General features: G+C 72.5%; 14 protein-coding genes. 6 read left to right on the forward strand and 8 right to left on the reverse strand.

Annotation, left to right across the window (positions count from 1 at the left end):
- Positions 1-65 precede the first annotated feature (65 nt).
- Positions 66-1,763, forward strand: coding sequence for a DUF2264 domain-containing protein (locus ACFZBT_RS21880; protein ID WP_391105886.1), 1,698 nt, complete (start codon positions 66-68; stop codon positions 1,761-1,763).
- Between the two features lie 68 nt (positions 1,764-1,831).
- Positions 1,832-2,587 (forward strand): isocitrate lyase/phosphoenolpyruvate mutase family protein, encoded by a 756-nt coding sequence (locus ACFZBT_RS21885; protein WP_391105888.1) that lies wholly within the window; start codon positions 1,832-1,834, stop codon positions 2,585-2,587.
- Positions 2,588-2,723: 136 nt separating this feature from the next.
- On the opposite strand, the gene ACFZBT_RS21890 is transcribed toward ACFZBT_RS21885, so the two are convergent.
- Together ACFZBT_RS21890 and ACFZBT_RS21895 are read right to left on the reverse strand one after the other, a co-directional pair.
- Positions 2,724-3,698, reverse strand: a complete 975-nt coding sequence (locus ACFZBT_RS21890) for a phosphotransferase enzyme family protein (RefSeq protein WP_391105890.1) — start codon at positions 3,696-3,698, stop codon at positions 2,724-2,726.
- A complete protein-coding gene (locus ACFZBT_RS21895) occupies positions 3,691-4,281 on the reverse strand; it encodes a WHG domain-containing protein (RefSeq protein ID WP_391105892.1) in 591 nt (196 codons plus the stop codon). Before ACFZBT_RS21895 ends, ACFZBT_RS21890 begins: the two co-directional genes overlap by 8 nt.
- Before the next feature lie 135 nt (positions 4,282-4,416).
- Between ACFZBT_RS21895 and ACFZBT_RS21900 the strand changes: the two genes are divergently transcribed.
- The 3 genes from ACFZBT_RS21900 to ACFZBT_RS21910 are packed head-to-tail and all read left to right on the forward strand — an operon-like array spanning position 4,417 to position 8,561.
- On the forward strand, positions 4,417-6,174 hold the full coding sequence (locus ACFZBT_RS21900; RefSeq protein ID WP_391105894.1) for a S8 family serine peptidase: 1,758 nt from the start codon (positions 4,417-4,419) through the stop codon (positions 6,172-6,174).
- Between the two features lie 30 nt (positions 6,175-6,204).
- Positions 6,205-7,284 (forward strand): MBL fold metallo-hydrolase, encoded by a 1,080-nt coding sequence (locus ACFZBT_RS21905; protein ID WP_391105896.1) that lies wholly within the window; start codon positions 6,205-6,207, stop codon positions 7,282-7,284.
- Positions 7,281-8,561 (forward strand): patatin-like phospholipase family protein, encoded by a 1,281-nt coding sequence (locus ACFZBT_RS21910; protein WP_391105898.1) that lies wholly within the window; start codon positions 7,281-7,283, stop codon positions 8,559-8,561. The genes ACFZBT_RS21905 and ACFZBT_RS21910 overlap by 4 nt, the downstream gene beginning before the upstream one ends.
- 9 nt (positions 8,562-8,570) lie before the next feature.
- Here the strand turns inward: ACFZBT_RS21910 and ACFZBT_RS21915 are convergent, their stop codons facing one another.
- The 3 genes from ACFZBT_RS21915 to ACFZBT_RS21925 form a co-directional block, all read right to left on the reverse strand.
- On the reverse strand, positions 8,571-9,890 hold the full coding sequence (locus ACFZBT_RS21915) for a jacalin-like lectin (protein WP_391105900.1): 1,320 nt from the start codon (positions 9,888-9,890) through the stop codon (positions 8,571-8,573).
- A gap of 126 nt (positions 9,891-10,016) precedes the next feature.
- Entirely contained in the window at positions 10,017-10,760 is a 744-nt protein-coding gene (locus ACFZBT_RS21920; RefSeq protein WP_391105902.1) for a hypothetical protein, read from the reverse strand.
- 52 nt (positions 10,761-10,812) lie between these two features.
- Positions 10,813-11,379, reverse strand: coding sequence for an endo-1,4-beta-xylanase (locus tag ACFZBT_RS21925; RefSeq protein WP_391105904.1), 567 nt, complete (start codon positions 11,377-11,379; stop codon positions 10,813-10,815).
- Between ACFZBT_RS21925 and ACFZBT_RS21930 the strand changes: the two genes are divergently transcribed.
- On the forward strand, positions 11,361-12,668 hold the full coding sequence (locus ACFZBT_RS21930) for an MFS transporter (protein ID WP_391105906.1): 1,308 nt from the start codon (positions 11,361-11,363) through the stop codon (positions 12,666-12,668). The genes ACFZBT_RS21925 and ACFZBT_RS21930 overlap by 19 nt on opposite strands.
- Here the strand turns inward: ACFZBT_RS21930 and ACFZBT_RS21935 are convergent.
- From ACFZBT_RS21935 to ACFZBT_RS21945, 3 genes are read right to left on the reverse strand one after another with little or no spacing between them, the layout of a single operon-like run.
- On the reverse strand, positions 12,658-13,464 hold the full coding sequence (locus tag ACFZBT_RS21935) for an ABC-2 family transporter protein (protein ID WP_391105908.1): 807 nt from the start codon (positions 13,462-13,464) through the stop codon (positions 12,658-12,660). The two genes, ACFZBT_RS21930 and ACFZBT_RS21935, sit on opposite strands and share 11 nt — an antisense overlap.
- Position 13,465: 1 nt before the next feature.
- Positions 13,466-14,269, reverse strand: coding sequence for an ABC-2 family transporter protein (locus tag ACFZBT_RS21940; protein ID WP_391105909.1), 804 nt, complete (start codon positions 14,267-14,269; stop codon positions 13,466-13,468).
- Between the two features lies 1 nt (position 14,270).
- A complete protein-coding gene (locus ACFZBT_RS21945; protein WP_391105911.1) occupies positions 14,271-15,266 on the reverse strand; it encodes an ATP-binding cassette domain-containing protein in 996 nt (331 codons plus the stop codon).
- Positions 15,267-15,308: the final 42 nt, after the last annotated feature.

The following is a 15,308-nucleotide window of genomic DNA, read 5'->3' on the forward strand; positions in this document are numbered from 1 at the left end:
CGGGGCGCTCCAGGTCCGGCCGAGTGTCCTGAGCCTTTGAACGCCCTGAGCACGAAAGAGAACCGATGCAGCTGCCCGCAGCCGACCGCACGACGTCTCCGTTCACCGGCTACACCCGCGCCCACTGGGAGGCGGCGGCCGACGCCCTGCTCACCTCCGTCGAGCCCTACGCCACCGACGACCGCGCCCTCTACTACCTGCCCGGCGACCGGACCAGCTGGTCGGGCCGCCTCTCCGACGGTCTGGAGGGCTACGCCCGCACCCTGCTGCTGGCCGCCTTCCGCCGCGACGAGAAGGCCCTGGAGCGCTACGCCACCGGCCTCGCCGCCGGTGTCTCGGGCGTCTGGCCCCGCATCGAGGACCGTAGCCAGCCCCTGGTGGAGGCGGCGTCGATCGCGCTGGCCCTGCGCCTGACCCGGGACCTGCTGTGGGACCGGCTGGACGACGGCGTACGGCAGCGGGCGGCCGGCTGGCTCGGCGACGCGCTCACCGCCGAGGCGTGGCCCTGCAACTGGGAGCTGTTCCCCGTCACGGTCGGCGGCTTCCTGGCCGAGATCGGCCACGAGCCGGACGCGTCCCGCGCGGCGATCGACCGCGGCCTGGAACGCATCGAGCAGTGGTACCTGGGCGACGGCTGGTACACCGACGGCGACGGCCGCAAGTTCGACTACTACAACGGCTGGGCGATGCACCTCTACCCGGTGCTGCACGCCTGGCTGGAGCAGGACGAGCGCCTGCTGGACCTGTACGGCGACCGTCTCTCGCGCCACCTCTCCGACTACGCCCGGCTGTTCGGCGGCGACGGCGCCCCGATGCACCAGGGCCGCTCCCTCACCTACCGCTTCGCCACGACGGCCCCTCTGTGGCTGGGAGCGCTGACCGGCCGCACGCCCCTGTCGCCCGGGGAGACCCGGCGCCTGGCCTCGGGAGCGCTGCGGTACTTCCTCGACCGGGGCGCGGTGGACGACAGGGGCCTGCTGTCCCTCGGCTGGCACGGCCCCGACCCGTCCGTCCTCCAGGGCTACTCGGGCCCGGCCTCCCCGTACTGGGCGAGCAAGGGCTTCCTCGGCCTGCTGCTTCCCGCCGACCACGAGGTCTGGACGGCGGCGGAGGAACCCGGGCCGACCGAGCGCGCGGACGCCGTCACGCCCGTGGGCCCTCCCAACTGGCTTCTCCAGTCGACCCGTTCGGACGGCGTGGTCCGCCTCCACAACCACGGCAGCGAGGACGTCCGCTACGACCCGTACTACACGCGCCTGGCGTACTCGACCGTGACGGCCCCGGCCCCGGCGTCCTCCTCGTCGTACGACAACAGCGTGATCGTCGGCGAGGACCCGAGCCGCACCGGCATCGAACCGCTGGGCGTCGGCGAGGGCTGGGCGGCATCCCGGCACACGGCGGGCGGGGGAGCGCGGGTGACCAGTCTGGTGCTGGCACGCGGGGCCGCGGAGGTCCGGGCGCATCTGGTGACGGGCGCGGAGCCCGGGACGCCGGTCCGGGTGACCGGCTGGCCGGCCGCGGAGGGCCTGCGGGCCGAACTCGTACCGGCGCTCGGACTCACGGACTCCCTGACGGGCGTCGTGGGCGAGACCCCCACCCTCTTCGTCGCCCTGGCCCGGCTGACGGCCGAGCCGGACCCGGTCCCACTGGAGGAGTCGGTCTCCGTCCGCGCCGACGGTGCCGGAGCACTGGAGGTCCGCTGGGGCGACGGCGGCGTGACACGGGTCCGGCTGACGGAGTCGGGGGCGGACGTCACGGCTTGAGACGAGCGATTCTCACCACAGACCATGGTTCGGTCCGCGCCGAAGCGACCCGCGTCTAGCGTGGCGCCATGACCACCTTCGCCGACCTCCACCACGAGGACGAGCCCCTCCTCCTGCCCAACGCCTGGGACCACGCCTCGGCCCGGGCCCTCGCGGGGCAGGGCTTCCGGGCGATCGCGACGACGAGTCTGGGCGTCGCCGCGGTCGCCGGACTGCCCGACGGTGCGGCGGCGACCCGGAAGGAGACGCTCCGGCTGGCCTTCGCCCTGGGATCCGAACGGTTCCGGCTGTCGGTCGACGCGGAGGGCGGCTTCAGCGACGACCCGGACGAGGTGGCGGAGTTCGCGCGCGAGCTGTACGCCGTGGGAGCGGTCGGCATCAACCTGGAGGACGGCCTCGGGCCCGTCGCCCGGCACGCGGCGAAGATCGCCGCGGTCAAGAAGGCGGCGCCCGCCCTCTTCGTCAACGCACGCACCGACACCCACTGGCTCGGCGACGGCGACACCGCGGACACGCTCACCCGCCTCGACGCCTACCGACAGGCGGGCGCGGACGGCGTGTTCGTCCCCGGCCTCACCGACCTGCGGCGGATCGCCGGCCTGGTGCACCACCTGGACGTCCCCCTCAACGTCCTCTACTCGCCCGGCGGCCCGCCCGTCCCCCACCTCGCCGACGTCGGCGTGCGCCGGATCAGCCTCGGCTCGCTGCTGTACCGGAGGGCACTGGGCGCGGCACTGGAGGCGGTGGCGGACATCCGGGCGGGGCGGACGCCGGGAGGCATGACACCGTCCTACGGCGAGGTGGCCGGGTTCGCGACCCGCTAGGTGTATTGACCCGCAGGGTTGTTAACGCGGCTGATCGGTGGCTGACCGCCGAGTGCGGTGTGGCAGCGGTGGTGGTTGTAGGCGTGTAGGAAGTCTGCCAGGGCTCGCGGTACAGGAGGGACCTTGCGGACACGACCTAGGTGTCGAGCGCGGCGACCAGCAGCGCGACGGCGGCCAGGTCCGGCAGACCGCGCAGCAAGGCGACGGCCTGCTCACCCGCGAACGCGCGTTGCTCATCGGTCACAGCGGGGTCGACGGCCGTCTCGGCCTGTACCTGGACGTAGTTGAGAGCCGTCGCGAAGAGCATCGAGAACGACTCCGGGCCCGTGATGACAGCCGGGCCCCCGGCACTGCGGTAGGCGCGTGCCAGCCGGCGGGCGGATTCGATGTTCACGTCATTGCCGCCCGACCAGACGTAGAGGGCCCGGGCGAACTCCCGTTCCGCCGAGACCGGCCCCGCGTTGTCCCAGTCGAGGAGGACCGGCCCGTCCGGGCCGACCAGGACGTTCTGGGGCTGGAGATCGAGGTGCGAGGTCACGAGGCCGCGCGATTCCGACGGGGTGACCCAGTGAGCCAGCGGGGGAGCGGACGTGGCGACAAAACCGCCGAGCTCGTCCGACCAGGGCAGGCCGGCGTCCCGCACCTTCTTGAGCACGTCCTCCCACTCGGCCTCGTCGGGACACCTCTCGTACCAGCCGCTCGGGGTGTCCACGGCGTCCTCCCCGGCCTGGTGCAGCAGGGCCATGGTCCGGCCGAACCAGTCGAGGACGTCCGGGTCGGAGGCGTCCGCCCGGGTGCCGTCGACCCAGTCGTACAGCTTCACCCAGGAGTTGCCGCCCGGGGTGTCGAGGCGGGAGACGTGCGCGCCGTGCCGGTCGGTGTGCAGCCGGGGCGAGGCGATGCCGAGGCGTTCCGCGGAGTCCCGTAAGGCGGCCTCGCGTCGTACCTGGGCTTCGTCGCAGCCGAAGAGGAGCTCCTTCACGGCCCAGGACCGGCCGTGCCCGGTGAGTTTCCAGATCTGGCCGAGTGCGCCCCGGGTGACGGGCGTCATCGCCCAGGGGCCGGTGCCGAGCGAGTAGAGCTCGGCTATCGAGTCGGCGGTGTCACGCATCGGGGTTCCTCTCCTCGCGGGGCCAGTTCCGGAGCAGCGCGTGCAGGGCGTCGACGGCCCGGTCCCAGGACGCCTGTACGTCACGGGGTGCGCCGAAGGCGCCGTTGGACTCCAGGGCGCAGTAGCCGTGGAAGGTGCTGCGCAGCAGGCGTACGGCATCCGTGAGGTCGGGTTCCTCCAGGCCGTAGGCGCGGAGCATGCCGTAGGTGACGTCGGCCGTGCGGCGCATCGCGGGGGAGTCGGCCAGGAGGTCCTGGTCGACCGGGATCTGGGTCGCCGCGTACCTGCCCGGGTGTTCCAGGGCGTAGGCCCGGTAGGCGCCGGCGAACGCGGCGAGCGTGTCCCGGCCCGCTTCCCGGCCCTCGACCGCCGCCGCGATCCGGTCGATCAGCTCGCCGCCCGCGAAGAGAGCCAGGCGGGTGCGGAGGTCCTGGAGGTTCCGGACGTGGGTGTACAGGCTGGCGTCCTTCACACCGAAGCGCCGGGCCAGCGCGGACAGCGTCACACGCTCGAAGCCGGCCTCGTCGGCGAGGTCGGCCGCGGCGGCGACGAGGCGGTCGGGGGTGAGGCCGGCTCTGGGCATGGGGGTTGATCGTAGCCGGGCCAGCGGTTGCAGTGCCCATGACCAGGGCGGAAAATGGGAACAGACCCCTCGGCCGCCATCGCCGTCCCCCACCGCCACGCGCGGGGGCGTACGCACAGCGCACCGGGAATCCACATGGACCGAGCCGATCTCGCAGCGGTGTTCTACGGGGAGGGACCCGTACCTGTCCTCTGGGCCACCTACTGCCCCGTCCACTTCGACGTGTGGCTGGCGTTCGCCCAGCCGCCGCGGCCGTCCTCGGAGGGACGGCAGGACCTGATCCTCGCGATCCGTGAGGAGTACGGCGTCGAGCGGGTGCTGGAACGGTTCCAGAGCCGCGGGCTGATGGAGAAGTGCCGTCCGATCGCCGCCGGCAGCTTCGTGGCGGCCCGGCTGACGCTGAAGGAACTCGTCAGCTGCCTGCTGCCCCTGACCAGTCTCGCCGGAGCGGTGCGGGTCGCCCATGAACTCGCCGGGACCGGCGGCGCGGACGGCATCGAGGCGGCCCTCGCCGGACACGTCAGGACCCCGGCCACCAGCGAGATCCACGACAGCATGGAGCGCCGGCAGGAGCGCGGCCGTCATCTCACCTGGCTCCTGCGGCTGCTGCACCGCGTCGTGGAGAACGCGAGGCCGGACCTGGCCCGGAGCGACACGCGGGAACAGGAGGTGACCGGCGTACTCGTCGACATGCTGGGCGACGTCGTCGTGGACACCACCCCGGTGCGCGGGCCGCACACACCCGTCGGGCGCGTGGCCGACCGCAGGCAGAAGTACCCGATCGTCTCCGTGACGACGAACCGGCCGGCGACCCGCGCGGTCGTACGGTCCCGGCGGACGATCAAGGCCGACGCGGCGGAGCAGGTCTTCTCGGTCGACACCGCCACCATCGGGTGGGCGGTGGTCGACAGCGGCATCGACGCGCGGCACCCCGCCTTCCACGACTGGGACACCACCGGCCCGACGCCGCAGCCGCTGGAGACGCGCATCGCCCGCTCCTTCGACTTCACCGGCGTACGGGAGAAGCTCTCCGCCGACGTCCTCGTGGGCGGACTCGTCAACTGGGCGGCCGCCCTGCCGTCCGTCGAGACCACCCCGGCCCCGGGACAGCCCGCCCGGCCGCCGCCCGGCGACCAGCACGGCACCCACATCGCCGGCATCATCGGCGGCTGGTGGCCGGAGCTGGACTTCCGCGGCATCTGCCCGCGCATCCGCCTCTACGACTTCCGGGTCCTCGACGACGAGGGCGACGGCGACGAGTTCTCCATCGTCACCGCGCTCCAGGCGATCCGTCACATCAACGAGCAGGCCGGACGGTTCATCGTCGCAGGGGTCAACATCAGCCTGTCGGTCCCGCACGACGTCGCCAGCCACTCCACCGGCTGGACACCCGTGTGCGTCGAGTGCGACCGCCTGACCCGGTCGGGTGTCGTGGTCGTCACCGCGGCCGGGAACGCGGGGTTCACCGGCGGCACCGCCCACACCGTGGGCGCCGACTACCGGGACATCAGCATCTCCGACCCCGGCAACGCGGAGTCTGTCATCACCGTCGGCTCCACCCACCGCAGCAACCCGCACCGCCACGGCGTCAGCTACTTCTCCAGCCGGGGCCCCACCGGCGACGGGCGGCTCAAGCCCGACCTGGTGGCACCGGGGGAGGACATCGACGGCCCCATCCCCGGCGAGGGCATCTCCGCCATGCACGGGACCAGCCAGGCGGCGGCCCATGTCAGCGGAGCCGCCGCCATGCTGCTGGCCCGCCACCGGGAGCTGCTCGGCCGCCCGGAACGCGTGAAGGAGATCCTCTGCGCCACCGCGACCGACCTCGCCCGCGAACGCCACTTCCAGGGCCACGGTCTCGTCGACGTGCTGCGCGCCGTGCAGTCCGTCTGACCGGCCGAACCACCAGCCAGGCAGGTTGACATGTATACCTTCGATTTCCTCGACGCCCGGCACGGCGACTGCTTCCTCGTCCGCTGGGGCGCACCCGACGAACGGGTCATGCTCGTCGACGGCGGTCCCACAGGCGTCTACCGGGCCACGCTCCGCGGCCGGCTCCAGCAGCTCGGAACAGCCGGCGGAGACGGCCCGCCGCACCTCGACGTCGTCTGCCTCTCCCACGTCGACGACGACCACGCCGGCGGACTCGTACGGCTCTTCCGTGAGATGCGGCAGGCCCAGCAGGACGGGGACGCCCCGCCGTACGCGGTGGACGCCCTGTGGTTCAACTCCGTGGAGGAACTCGTCGACAAGCGCGCCCCCGGCCTGAGCGCCTCCGTCCGGCCGCTCCTCGAACGGGCCGCCACCGACGCGGCGTTCGGCGCCAGCTACCAGCAGGGCCGCGACATCCGCAACGCGGCAAGCGCACTGCACCTGGACGGCAACACCCCGTTCGGCGGACCGCTCACCGAGGGCGCCGAGGCCACCCTCGCCGACCTGGACGTCACGGTCGTCGCGCCCGACGAAGCGGCCCTGGAGGAGCTGGAGGAACGCTGGCGCAAGGCGAAGCAGCGCGGGGACCCCGACGTCATCACGGCGGCGTACTCCGACTCGTCGGTGCAGAACCTCTCCAGCATCGTCCTGCTGCTGCGCCACGACGGCCGCACCGCGCTGCTCACCGGCGACGCCCGCGGCGACCACGTCCTGACCGGGCTGCGCGATCTCGGCCTGCTCGACGACTCGGAACCGCTGCACGTCGATCTGCTGAAGCTGCCGCACCACGGCAGCGACCGCAACGTGGAAGCCGGCTTCTTCGAGCAGGTGCGGGCCGACCACTACGTCGTCTCCGCCGACGGCGTCCGCCACCACCATCCCAACGAGGACACCCTGCGCTGGCTCGTCGAGTCCCGGGCACCGGACGACGAGTACGTCGTCCACCTGACCAACCACATCCCGTTCGCCGAGGAGGAACTGACGCGGCTGAGCGAGGGCCGCGCGTTCGGCGTGGACGTCCGGGAGCCCGCCGAGCAGGCGCTCGTCGTCACGATCGGAGACCGGCCATGACCTCCACCCGGCACGCCCCCGCCCCGTCCGCGCCACCGGCCGGGACCATGACGCCCGCCGCTCCGGGATGGATCGTGGACTCGCCCGCCGTCGGCACCGGCCTCACGGCCCGCCCCTGCGGTGACACCCTCCGCCCGGCCGAACCGCCCGCCACGGCGCACCCGGTCGCGCTCGCGATGTCCGGCGGAGGATTCCGCGCCACCCTCGCCGCACTGGGCTTCGTCCGGCTGCTGGCCGACACCGGGCTGCTGGCCCGGCTGCGCTACTCCTCCTCCGTGTCCGGCGGCTCGATCGCCAACGGCTGCCTGGCCACGGCCTGGCCCGCGCTGCGGCAGGAGGGCTTCACCGCGCGCGCCGTGGACGAACTCGTCATCGACCCGGTCGTCGACCGTGTCTCCTCCCGCTCCCTCAAGCGGGCCCTCCTGCGCGGGCTGTGGCGTACCCCTGGCTCCACGACCCGCACCGACCTCCTGGCCGGACGCCTGGACGAGTGGTTCTTCGAGAAGGCCGAACTGGAGCGGCTGGACCCGCAGGTGCGCTGGATCGTCAACGCGGCCAACCTGACCACCGGTGCCCGCTTCACCTTCGAACGCGACGTCTACGGCGACTACACCATCGGCCTCGTGCCCACCGCCGGCTCGGGGCTGCGGCTGAGCCGGGCCGTGTCGGCCTCCGCGGCGGTGCCCGGCGCCTTCCCGCCCGTCGTCCTCGACCGACGTCCCTTCCCGTGCGCCACCCACGCGCCCGCGCTGCTCGACGGCGGTACGTACGACAACACCGGCCTGGAGGCCATCGACGGGGACCGCTACCGCCACACCTTCCTGTGCGCCCTCAACGCCGGAGGACTGCTGCGCCCCGGTGTGTACGGGCGCGTCCCCGTCGTCCGCGACCTGGCCCGGGCGAACTCACTGCTGTACCGGCAGAGCACCACGCTGCGGACCCGGGCCGTCGTCGACCGCTTCGAGAGGGCGAGGGCGGCGGGCCCGGACGGCGAACTGCCGCGCGGTGCCCGCCGGGGAGTCCTCGTCCAGCTCTCCACCGACTTCCCGGCCGACGGCCCGGACGCCCTGCGCCGCTGGCGCGCCGCCTTCGCCGAACAGCCCGCCTTCGACAACCGGCACCTGGCCCTCGTCCCGACCGTCTTCGACCGCCTCGACCCGGGCCTGTGCCGGGCCCTGGTCCACCGTGGCTGGTGGCTCGGCGGCGCGGCCCTGGCGACGTACCACCCGGAACTGCTGCCGGCCGACCTGACGGCCCTGCGCCCGCCGATCCGCTGATTCGCGGACTCAGCGGATCGGGGCGTAGACCACCCCCAGCTTGTCGACTTCGGCTCCCGCGCGGCCGGTGAAGCCCACGATCTGTCGCCCGGCAGGGGCCGTGAAGGTCTTCGCGTCGGACGTGGCCGTGCCGGTGGACAGGGTGCGGCCCTTGTCGGTCGAGAACGCCGCGGAGAACAGGCGCGTCCGGCCGTCCTTCTGTCCCTGCGTGAGCTTCACGGAGGTCAGGTGCTCACCGGCCGCCAGCGTCAGGGACGTCGCCGTGCCGCCCGTGCCGCCGTGGCTGAGCGTCGTACCGCCGTCGTGGGTCAGGGACACCGCGTCCAGGCGGGCGCTGCCGCGCAGGGTCAGCGTGCGAGGCGCCGGGGTCGTCGGCAGGTCGTCCGCGTCGTTGAAGGCCGTGCCGTGCGGACCGCCGAAGAAGTCGCTCGCGCGCAGGGAGGAGTCGAGCGTGTAGGAGAAGTCGACCGCGTGCGGGAAGTGGTCGGACAGGTTGGCACCGGCCGGGTCGAGGAAGGACGCCCACTCGTTGCTGTAGCGGGTCGCGTTCAGGCTGAGCAGCCTGCTGCCTCGGTAGAGGACCTTGTCCACGACCTCGCAGTCGTTCGTGGGCGCTGTCGTGGGGCAGACGAGCGCGTCGCTGCCCTGGGCCGGGGGCGTCCCGCCCTTCACCCGCTGGACCCACGCGTCGGTGAGGCCGTTCTCGCTCAGCAGCGTGCGGATGTTGTCGCCGGAGCGCGTGTACCGCGTGTTCGTGTCGCCCATGACGATCACCGCGTTGCCCGCGGAGTTCGCCTGGATGAAGTCCGAGAGCTGCTCGACGTTGGCCCGGCGGGCGGCGAGCGCGTCGTCCGTGGCGTCCGCGTTCGTGTGCACGTTGTAGAGGTCCACGAAGACACCCTCGGCGAGCCGTACCCGGGCCAGCGAGAATCCCTTGGGCGTAAGGCAGTTGGTACCGGTGCAGTTGTTCCACTTCACCCGCTGGAAGTCCTCGAAGGGATGGTCCGAGAGGGTGTTGAGGCCGTCCCCGAACGGCACGCCACCGCTGGTCGCGGTGCGGTGGGCGTGGTCGTCGCCCGCGTACAGGGCCGCGTGGTAGTTGAAGTCCTCCTGCACATTGACGATGTCGTACGCCCCGAGGCGAGGGGAGATCAGCGGGGTGTTCTTCTCCGGACTGCCGGAGCTCAGGCCCTCGGGGAGGCCCGCGACGTTGTAGGTGAGGACGTTGAAGGAGCCGGAGTCCGCGGCGACGGCGGGTGTCGCGGCGGTGGCGGCCAGGCCCGTGACGGCCAGGGCGGCGGCCATGAGCGTGCCGATCAGTCTCTTCATGGGGGGTGTCTCCGGTCGGGGAGGGGAGGGAGCGGAGGGGGAAGAAAAGTGAACGGTGCTCAGGTTCGGGGGCAACACCCTCGGTACGCAAGGGAAGTCGGGAAAACAGTGGGAGACGCCCCGGCGTCAGGAGTGACGCAGCAGCTCCAGGTCCGGCCCCCAGGAGTCGAGGACCTCGCCGTGCCCGGCCCTCCGCGCCGCCTCCTCGAGGTCGGTGAAGAGCGCACGCTGCGTGTCCGGGTCGCCGTCGGCGAGCAGCCGTTCCACGACCGGCAGCAGCCGGTCCGCCTCCCACCGCCGGTCGCCCAGCGGGCTGCGCTCCAGCTCCCACCGCAGGTACTTGTTGTAGGGCCGGACGCGGCGGTGCAGCGCGAAGAGCACCTCCAGGGCGTAGGGGACGGACTCGGCGCCGTCCAGGTGGCCCATGTCCGGGTGGCCGTCGCGGTAGCTCTTCAGGGAGCGGTAGGCCTGGTTGACGTAGGCGTCGAGCCAGCCGTCGACCGCGGCCCGGGCCTCTTCCGCGCCCAGGCTCCGCTTCTCGTCGAGGATCCGCGCGATCGTCCCGTCGAGGCGGTCGAGCAGTACCTCCGCGTGGACGTAGGAGTAGCGCGCGAAGTGATCGGGGCGGCCGGGCATACCGCGGGTGCGGAACTCGGCCAGCGGGATGACGACGAGGTCGAGGCGGGCCGAGCGGAATCCGTTCAGTTCGGTGAGGGACGAAGGTGCTTCGTCCCCGACGATGACATGCAGGTCGTGGTCGGAATGGACGGTCGGCATGCCCTCGTGGACCTGGGAGCCGCTGAGGACCAGACCCACGACCGCGGGATCCTCGGTCGCCCTTGCGGTGAAGGCCGCCAGTGTGTCGCTCACGGTGCGGACGCTACTGCGCCCGCACCGCCCGCCGGTAACGGTTTTCTTCCGCCTACGCCTGCGGATCGAGCCCGTCGGAGAGCCCCTGGTACGCGGGCTTCGCGCCGTAGGTCTCGCTGTACGGCAGGGCCGCCCCGTAACCGCTGAACGTGCCCGGCACCCAGGAGTACTCGTCGGTGATGCCCCAGACCGTGACGCCCGCGCAGCGGGGCACGCCCAGGCAGTTCTCCGTGGCCGTCTTGTAGTCGGTGGACTGCTGGGCCAGCTCGGCCGACGACGCCGGCAGCGGGATGCGGACGTCGAGTTCGCTGATCGACACCTCCAGGCCGAGGTCGGAGCAGCGCTTCAGGTTCGCCTTCATGGAGGACGGCAGCTGGCCGACGACGAAGTGCGCCTGGAAGCCGTGAGCTGCGGGAGCGCGACCGTGGCCGTGGCGAGCAGGGTGCCCGTGGCGGCGAGCGTGGGCAGACGAAGGGAGCGGTGCCTGTCGGGGGTGTGCGGCATGGCTCCTCCAGGGGGAGGTGAGGATGCGGGTGCGACATCCCCCGGTCGCCGCTGAGGACCGTAAGGTTGCCGTGCATCGGCGACGGGGGAGGGCGCATGACGCACGAGGCGGCACGGCGCGAGGACGAGCCCGGCGGCGGCACGCCCTCGGACACCGGCGACGACGGCTTACGCGGTACCCGCCGCGGCACCCGCCCGCTGTGGCGGCAGCGGGACTTCGGGATCTTCTGGACCGCGCAGACCCTCTCCGTCCTCGGTGACTCCTTCGCCCTGATCGCCCTGCCCCTGCTGGTCCTGGAGGCGACGGGCTCGGTCGCGCGGATGGGGCTGCTGACCGCCGTGGGCGGGGCGGCGTCGGTCCTCGCGGCCGTGTTCGCCGGGGCGGTGGTGGACCGGGTGGACCGGCGCCGGCTGCTCATCACCTGCGACCTCGTACGGATGGGGCTGTACGGGGTGATCCCCCTGGTGTGGCTGTTGGGCCCGCGGATCTGGCTGCTGTACGCGGTGCTGCCGCTGTGCGAGGCCGTCGGCATGCTGTTCGCGGTCGGCTACGTCACCGTCGTACGCGGCCTGGTCGGCACCGGGCAACTCACCGAGGCCAACGGCCGGTTGAACGCCACGGCCGCCGCAGCGGGGGTGCTGGGGCCGCTGTGCGCCGGGCTGGTCGCCGCCTGGTCCGGCCCGGCCGCCGCGGTCGGCGTGAACGCGGCCAGCTTCGGGGTCTCGGCGGCGCTCCTGTTCTTCGTACGGTTCCGCAGACGCGCCCCGGACGAACAGCCGGGCACGCGCGCCGGACTGTGGCAGGACCTGCGCACCGGCGTCTCCTTCCTCTACGGCCACCCCGTGCTGCGCTCGCTCACCGTCCTGCTGTTCGTCTTCAGCTTCCTCACCCTCGGGATCCACGACCTGGTCATCTACCACCTCAAGCACGACCTCGGCCAGGACGACGGCACGGTCGGCACCGTCATGGCGGCCGGCGCGCTCGGCACCATCGCCGGCGCCCTGCTCGTGGCCCGGATCCGTCGACGCCTGGGCTTCGGGCCGACGTGGGCCGGCTCGGTCGCGGTGTGCGGGCTCGCCTTCGCCGGTCTCGGCTGGGCCCGGGACGTGCCCGTGGTCGCGGCCCTGTGCGCCGCCTTCCTCGGCTGCGCCGCCATGGGAGGCACCTGTTCGATGTCGCTCCGCCAGGAGGTGACCCCGGAACACCTCCTGGGCCGGGTCACCTCCGCGTTCTGGACCCTGCACTACGCGGCGGCACCGATCGGCGCCGCCGTGCTGACCTGGGCCGCGGAGGAACAGGGCACGACGCCGGTCGCCCTGGCCGCCGGAGCGACCTGCGTCCTGCTTGCCGTAGCCGCCCTGTTCACCCCGGTGCGCGGGGCGGGCCGGCCCGTCAGCCGTTGACCCCGCTGTAGTGCCGCAGACTCCACCGCCACAGCACCCGTGCCCCCAGATACGCCAGCAGCCCGAGCAGCGGTGAGGCCGCCGCCAGCCAGTACGGCACACCGGTCGTATGGCCGTGCCCGGTCAGCACCGCCGTCGGGAAGTAGGCGACGAACGCGAGCGGGAGGCCGTAGGTCAGGAGTCCTCCCACGGCCTTGGGCAGCACGTTCAGCGGATAGCTGCCGAACGTGCCGAGGAGTTCCTCCAGCCAGCGGCCCCACATGTCGGCGGCCGGGAAGCGCAGGGACGCGCCGGCCACGACCGTGAACAGGGCCGCCTCCAGGAGCATGCCGCCCAGCACGGCCGCGATCAGATACGTGATCCGGCCCGCAGTCCAGTCCAGGTCGCTGCGGGACAGCGCGCCCACCATCAGGCCCGCCGCCACCGTGAGGTCCCCGATGGCGTTGGTGGGGAAGAACGCCAGTTGGATCTGCCGGTGCACCGGCATCGGGCGCATCAGGTAGATGTCGATCCGGCCCTCCTGGACCTGTCGGCCGGCCCAGTGCATCCGCCCCAGGAACAGCACGAACAGGCCGTGCGCCAGCATGCGCGTCGCCGGGATCAGCAGCACGTCCGAGCTGTCCCAGCCGCCCATCCCGGCGAACCGGGTCAGCAGCACCGTGGCGAAGACGATCACCGACACCTGCCAGATCGCCCCGATCGCGATCATCAGCAGGAACTCGGTGCGGTACTCCATCTGCGCGCGGAAGTTGAGCGCCGTCACGCGCCACACGATCCGCAGAGCCTTCAGCGACATCTCAGCCTCCCTGCGAGATCACGCGCCGGGCGGCCCGCCGCCACAGCAGCCGGGTGAACAACGCCAGCACCACGACCCACCCGGCCTGCACACAGAGCTGGAAGGCCGCGTCGGACAAGGGAATCCGGCCCACGTACAGCGACAGCGGCACGCTCAGCGTGGCCTGGAAGGGCAGGAAGGCGCTCATCGTCACGAACCAGTCAGGGAAGAACCACAGCGGCGCGTACACACCGGACAGCAGGTTCTGCGCGAACAGCAGGATGAGCATCGCGGCGGTGTTGCGGATCGTCCAGAAGCACAACTGGTCGAGCACGAGCATGACGTAGTACAGGACCCACTGGCCCAGCAGCATGCTCACTACGAAAACCCCGGCCACGGCGGCCGAGCGGGGCGGGTCGACGAGCCCGGCGGCCAGGCAGATCACGTACCCGGTCAGCGCCCACGCGAGCCCGTACAACTGCTCGCCCGCGGCCCGCAGGGCGTAGTAGCGCTGCGGCGGCAGCGGGCGCAGGTACCAGTAGACGATGGTGCCGAAGTGCATGTGCTGGAGGACCGTGTCCCGGCCCGCGTACTGGTCCAGCTCCCGCAGCCGGGAGGCCAGTACGGCCAGTACGGCGTAGGTGACGGCCTGGTCCCGGCTCAGGCCGGCGGTCGTGCCGGAGTGCGCGTACAGGCCGCGCCACAGCGACCAGACCAGCACCACCTGCACGGCCAGCCGCAGGGCGACGGCCGTCATCCGGGGCGGCGCGTTCAGCTCGCCCAGCGGGGTGACGCGGGCGGCGCGCCAGGCGTGCGGCACGGCCATGTCAGACCTCCCCGGCATGCGCGTACGCGGCCCGCATCACGTCCTCCAGGTCCGCCTCGTCCAGGGCGATGTCGGTCACCTCGTACCGCTCGATCACCGCCTTGAGCGCCTGGTGGACGGTGGGGGCGCCGGGCCCGTCGGGGCCGAAGACGACGTGTGCGCCGCTGTGCCGCAGGAGCGCGGTGCCGGGCGGCGGCAGGACCTCGGCGTGCGGGTCGGCGAGGGTGGCCCGCACCTGCCAGGTGGAGCCGAACTTGCGGCGGATCTCGTCGAGGTCGCCGTCCAGCATCAGCCGGCCGTGGTTGACCAGCACCACCCGCTCCGCGAGCCGCTCGACCTCCGTCATGTCGTGCGTGGTCAGCAGGACCGTACGGCCGCGCTGCTCCACCTGGTGACGCAGGAACTCCCGCACCTGCTCCTTGACCACCACGTCCATGCCGATGGTCGGCTCGTCGAGGAAGACCACCGGCGGATCGTGCAGCAGGGCGGCGGCCAGGTCGCTGCGCACCCGCTGGCCGAGGGAGAGATGGCGGACCCGGGTGTCCCAGAAGGACGACAGGCCCAGGATCTCGTCGAACTCCTTCAGCCGGGCGGCGTGCTCGGCCTTCGGCACCTCGTAGATGTCCCGCAGGATCGCGAACGACTCGCGCACCGGCAGGTCCCACCAGAGCTGGGTGCGCTGCCCGAACACCGCGCCGACGTTCCGGGCGTTGCGTTCCCGCTCCCGGTACGGCACGACGCCCGCGACCCGGGCCTCGCCGGAGGTGGGGGTGAGGATGCCGGTCAGCATCTTGATGGTGGTGGACTTGCCGGCGCCGTTCGGGCCGAGCAGGGCGAGGAGTTCGCCCGGGGCCACGTCGAAGGTGATGTCGGAGACGGCGTGCTTGGCCACCCGCTCGGGGTTGACGAGCGAGCGGACGGCGCCCAGGACACCGGGGCGGCGGACCGTGGTGTGGAAGGTCCGGGACAGCCCGCGGACCTCGATGGCGACACTCAATCGACCCACCTGCTTCCATGCGATGAACACGGCTGCGGCCGG

Source organism: Streptomyces sp. NPDC008137 (genome assembly GCF_042957035.1).
Taxonomy (GTDB): Bacteria; Actinomycetota; Actinomycetes; order Streptomycetales; family Streptomycetaceae; genus Streptomyces.

Excerpts from the sequence above, each read along its gene's own strand:
- ACFZBT_RS21915 (WP_391105900.1), bottom strand. The coding sequence starts at position 9,890 with ATGAAGAGACTGATCGGCACGCTCATGGCCGCCGCCCTGGCCGTCACG.
- ACFZBT_RS21885 (WP_391105888.1), top strand. The coding sequence starts at position 1,832 with ATGACCACCTTCGCCGACCTCCACCACGAGGACGAGCCCCTCCTCCTG.
- ACFZBT_RS21905 (WP_391105896.1), top strand. The coding sequence starts at position 6,205 with ATGTATACCTTCGATTTCCTCGACGCCCGGCACGGCGACTGCTTCCTC.
- ACFZBT_RS21900 (WP_391105894.1), top strand. The coding sequence starts at position 4,417 with ATGGACCGAGCCGATCTCGCAGCGGTGTTCTACGGGGAGGGACCCGTA.
- ACFZBT_RS21910 (WP_391105898.1), top strand. The coding sequence starts at position 7,281 with ATGACCTCCACCCGGCACGCCCCCGCCCCGTCCGCGCCACCGGCCGGG.
- ACFZBT_RS21890 (WP_391105890.1), bottom strand. The coding sequence starts at position 3,698 with ATGCGTGACACCGCCGACTCGATAGCCGAGCTCTACTCGCTCGGCACC.
- ACFZBT_RS21930 (WP_391105906.1), top strand. The coding sequence starts at position 11,361 with ATGACGCACGAGGCGGCACGGCGCGAGGACGAGCCCGGCGGCGGCACG.
- ACFZBT_RS21880 (WP_391105886.1), top strand. The coding sequence starts at position 66 with ATGCAGCTGCCCGCAGCCGACCGCACGACGTCTCCGTTCACCGGCTAC.
- ACFZBT_RS21935 (WP_391105908.1), bottom strand. The coding sequence starts at position 13,464 with ATGTCGCTGAAGGCTCTGCGGATCGTGTGGCGCGTGACGGCGCTCAAC.
- ACFZBT_RS21895 (WP_391105892.1), bottom strand. The coding sequence starts at position 4,281 with ATGCCCAGAGCCGGCCTCACCCCCGACCGCCTCGTCGCCGCCGCGGCC.
- ACFZBT_RS21940 (WP_391105909.1), bottom strand. The coding sequence starts at position 14,269 with ATGGCCGTGCCGCACGCCTGGCGCGCCGCCCGCGTCACCCCGCTGGGC.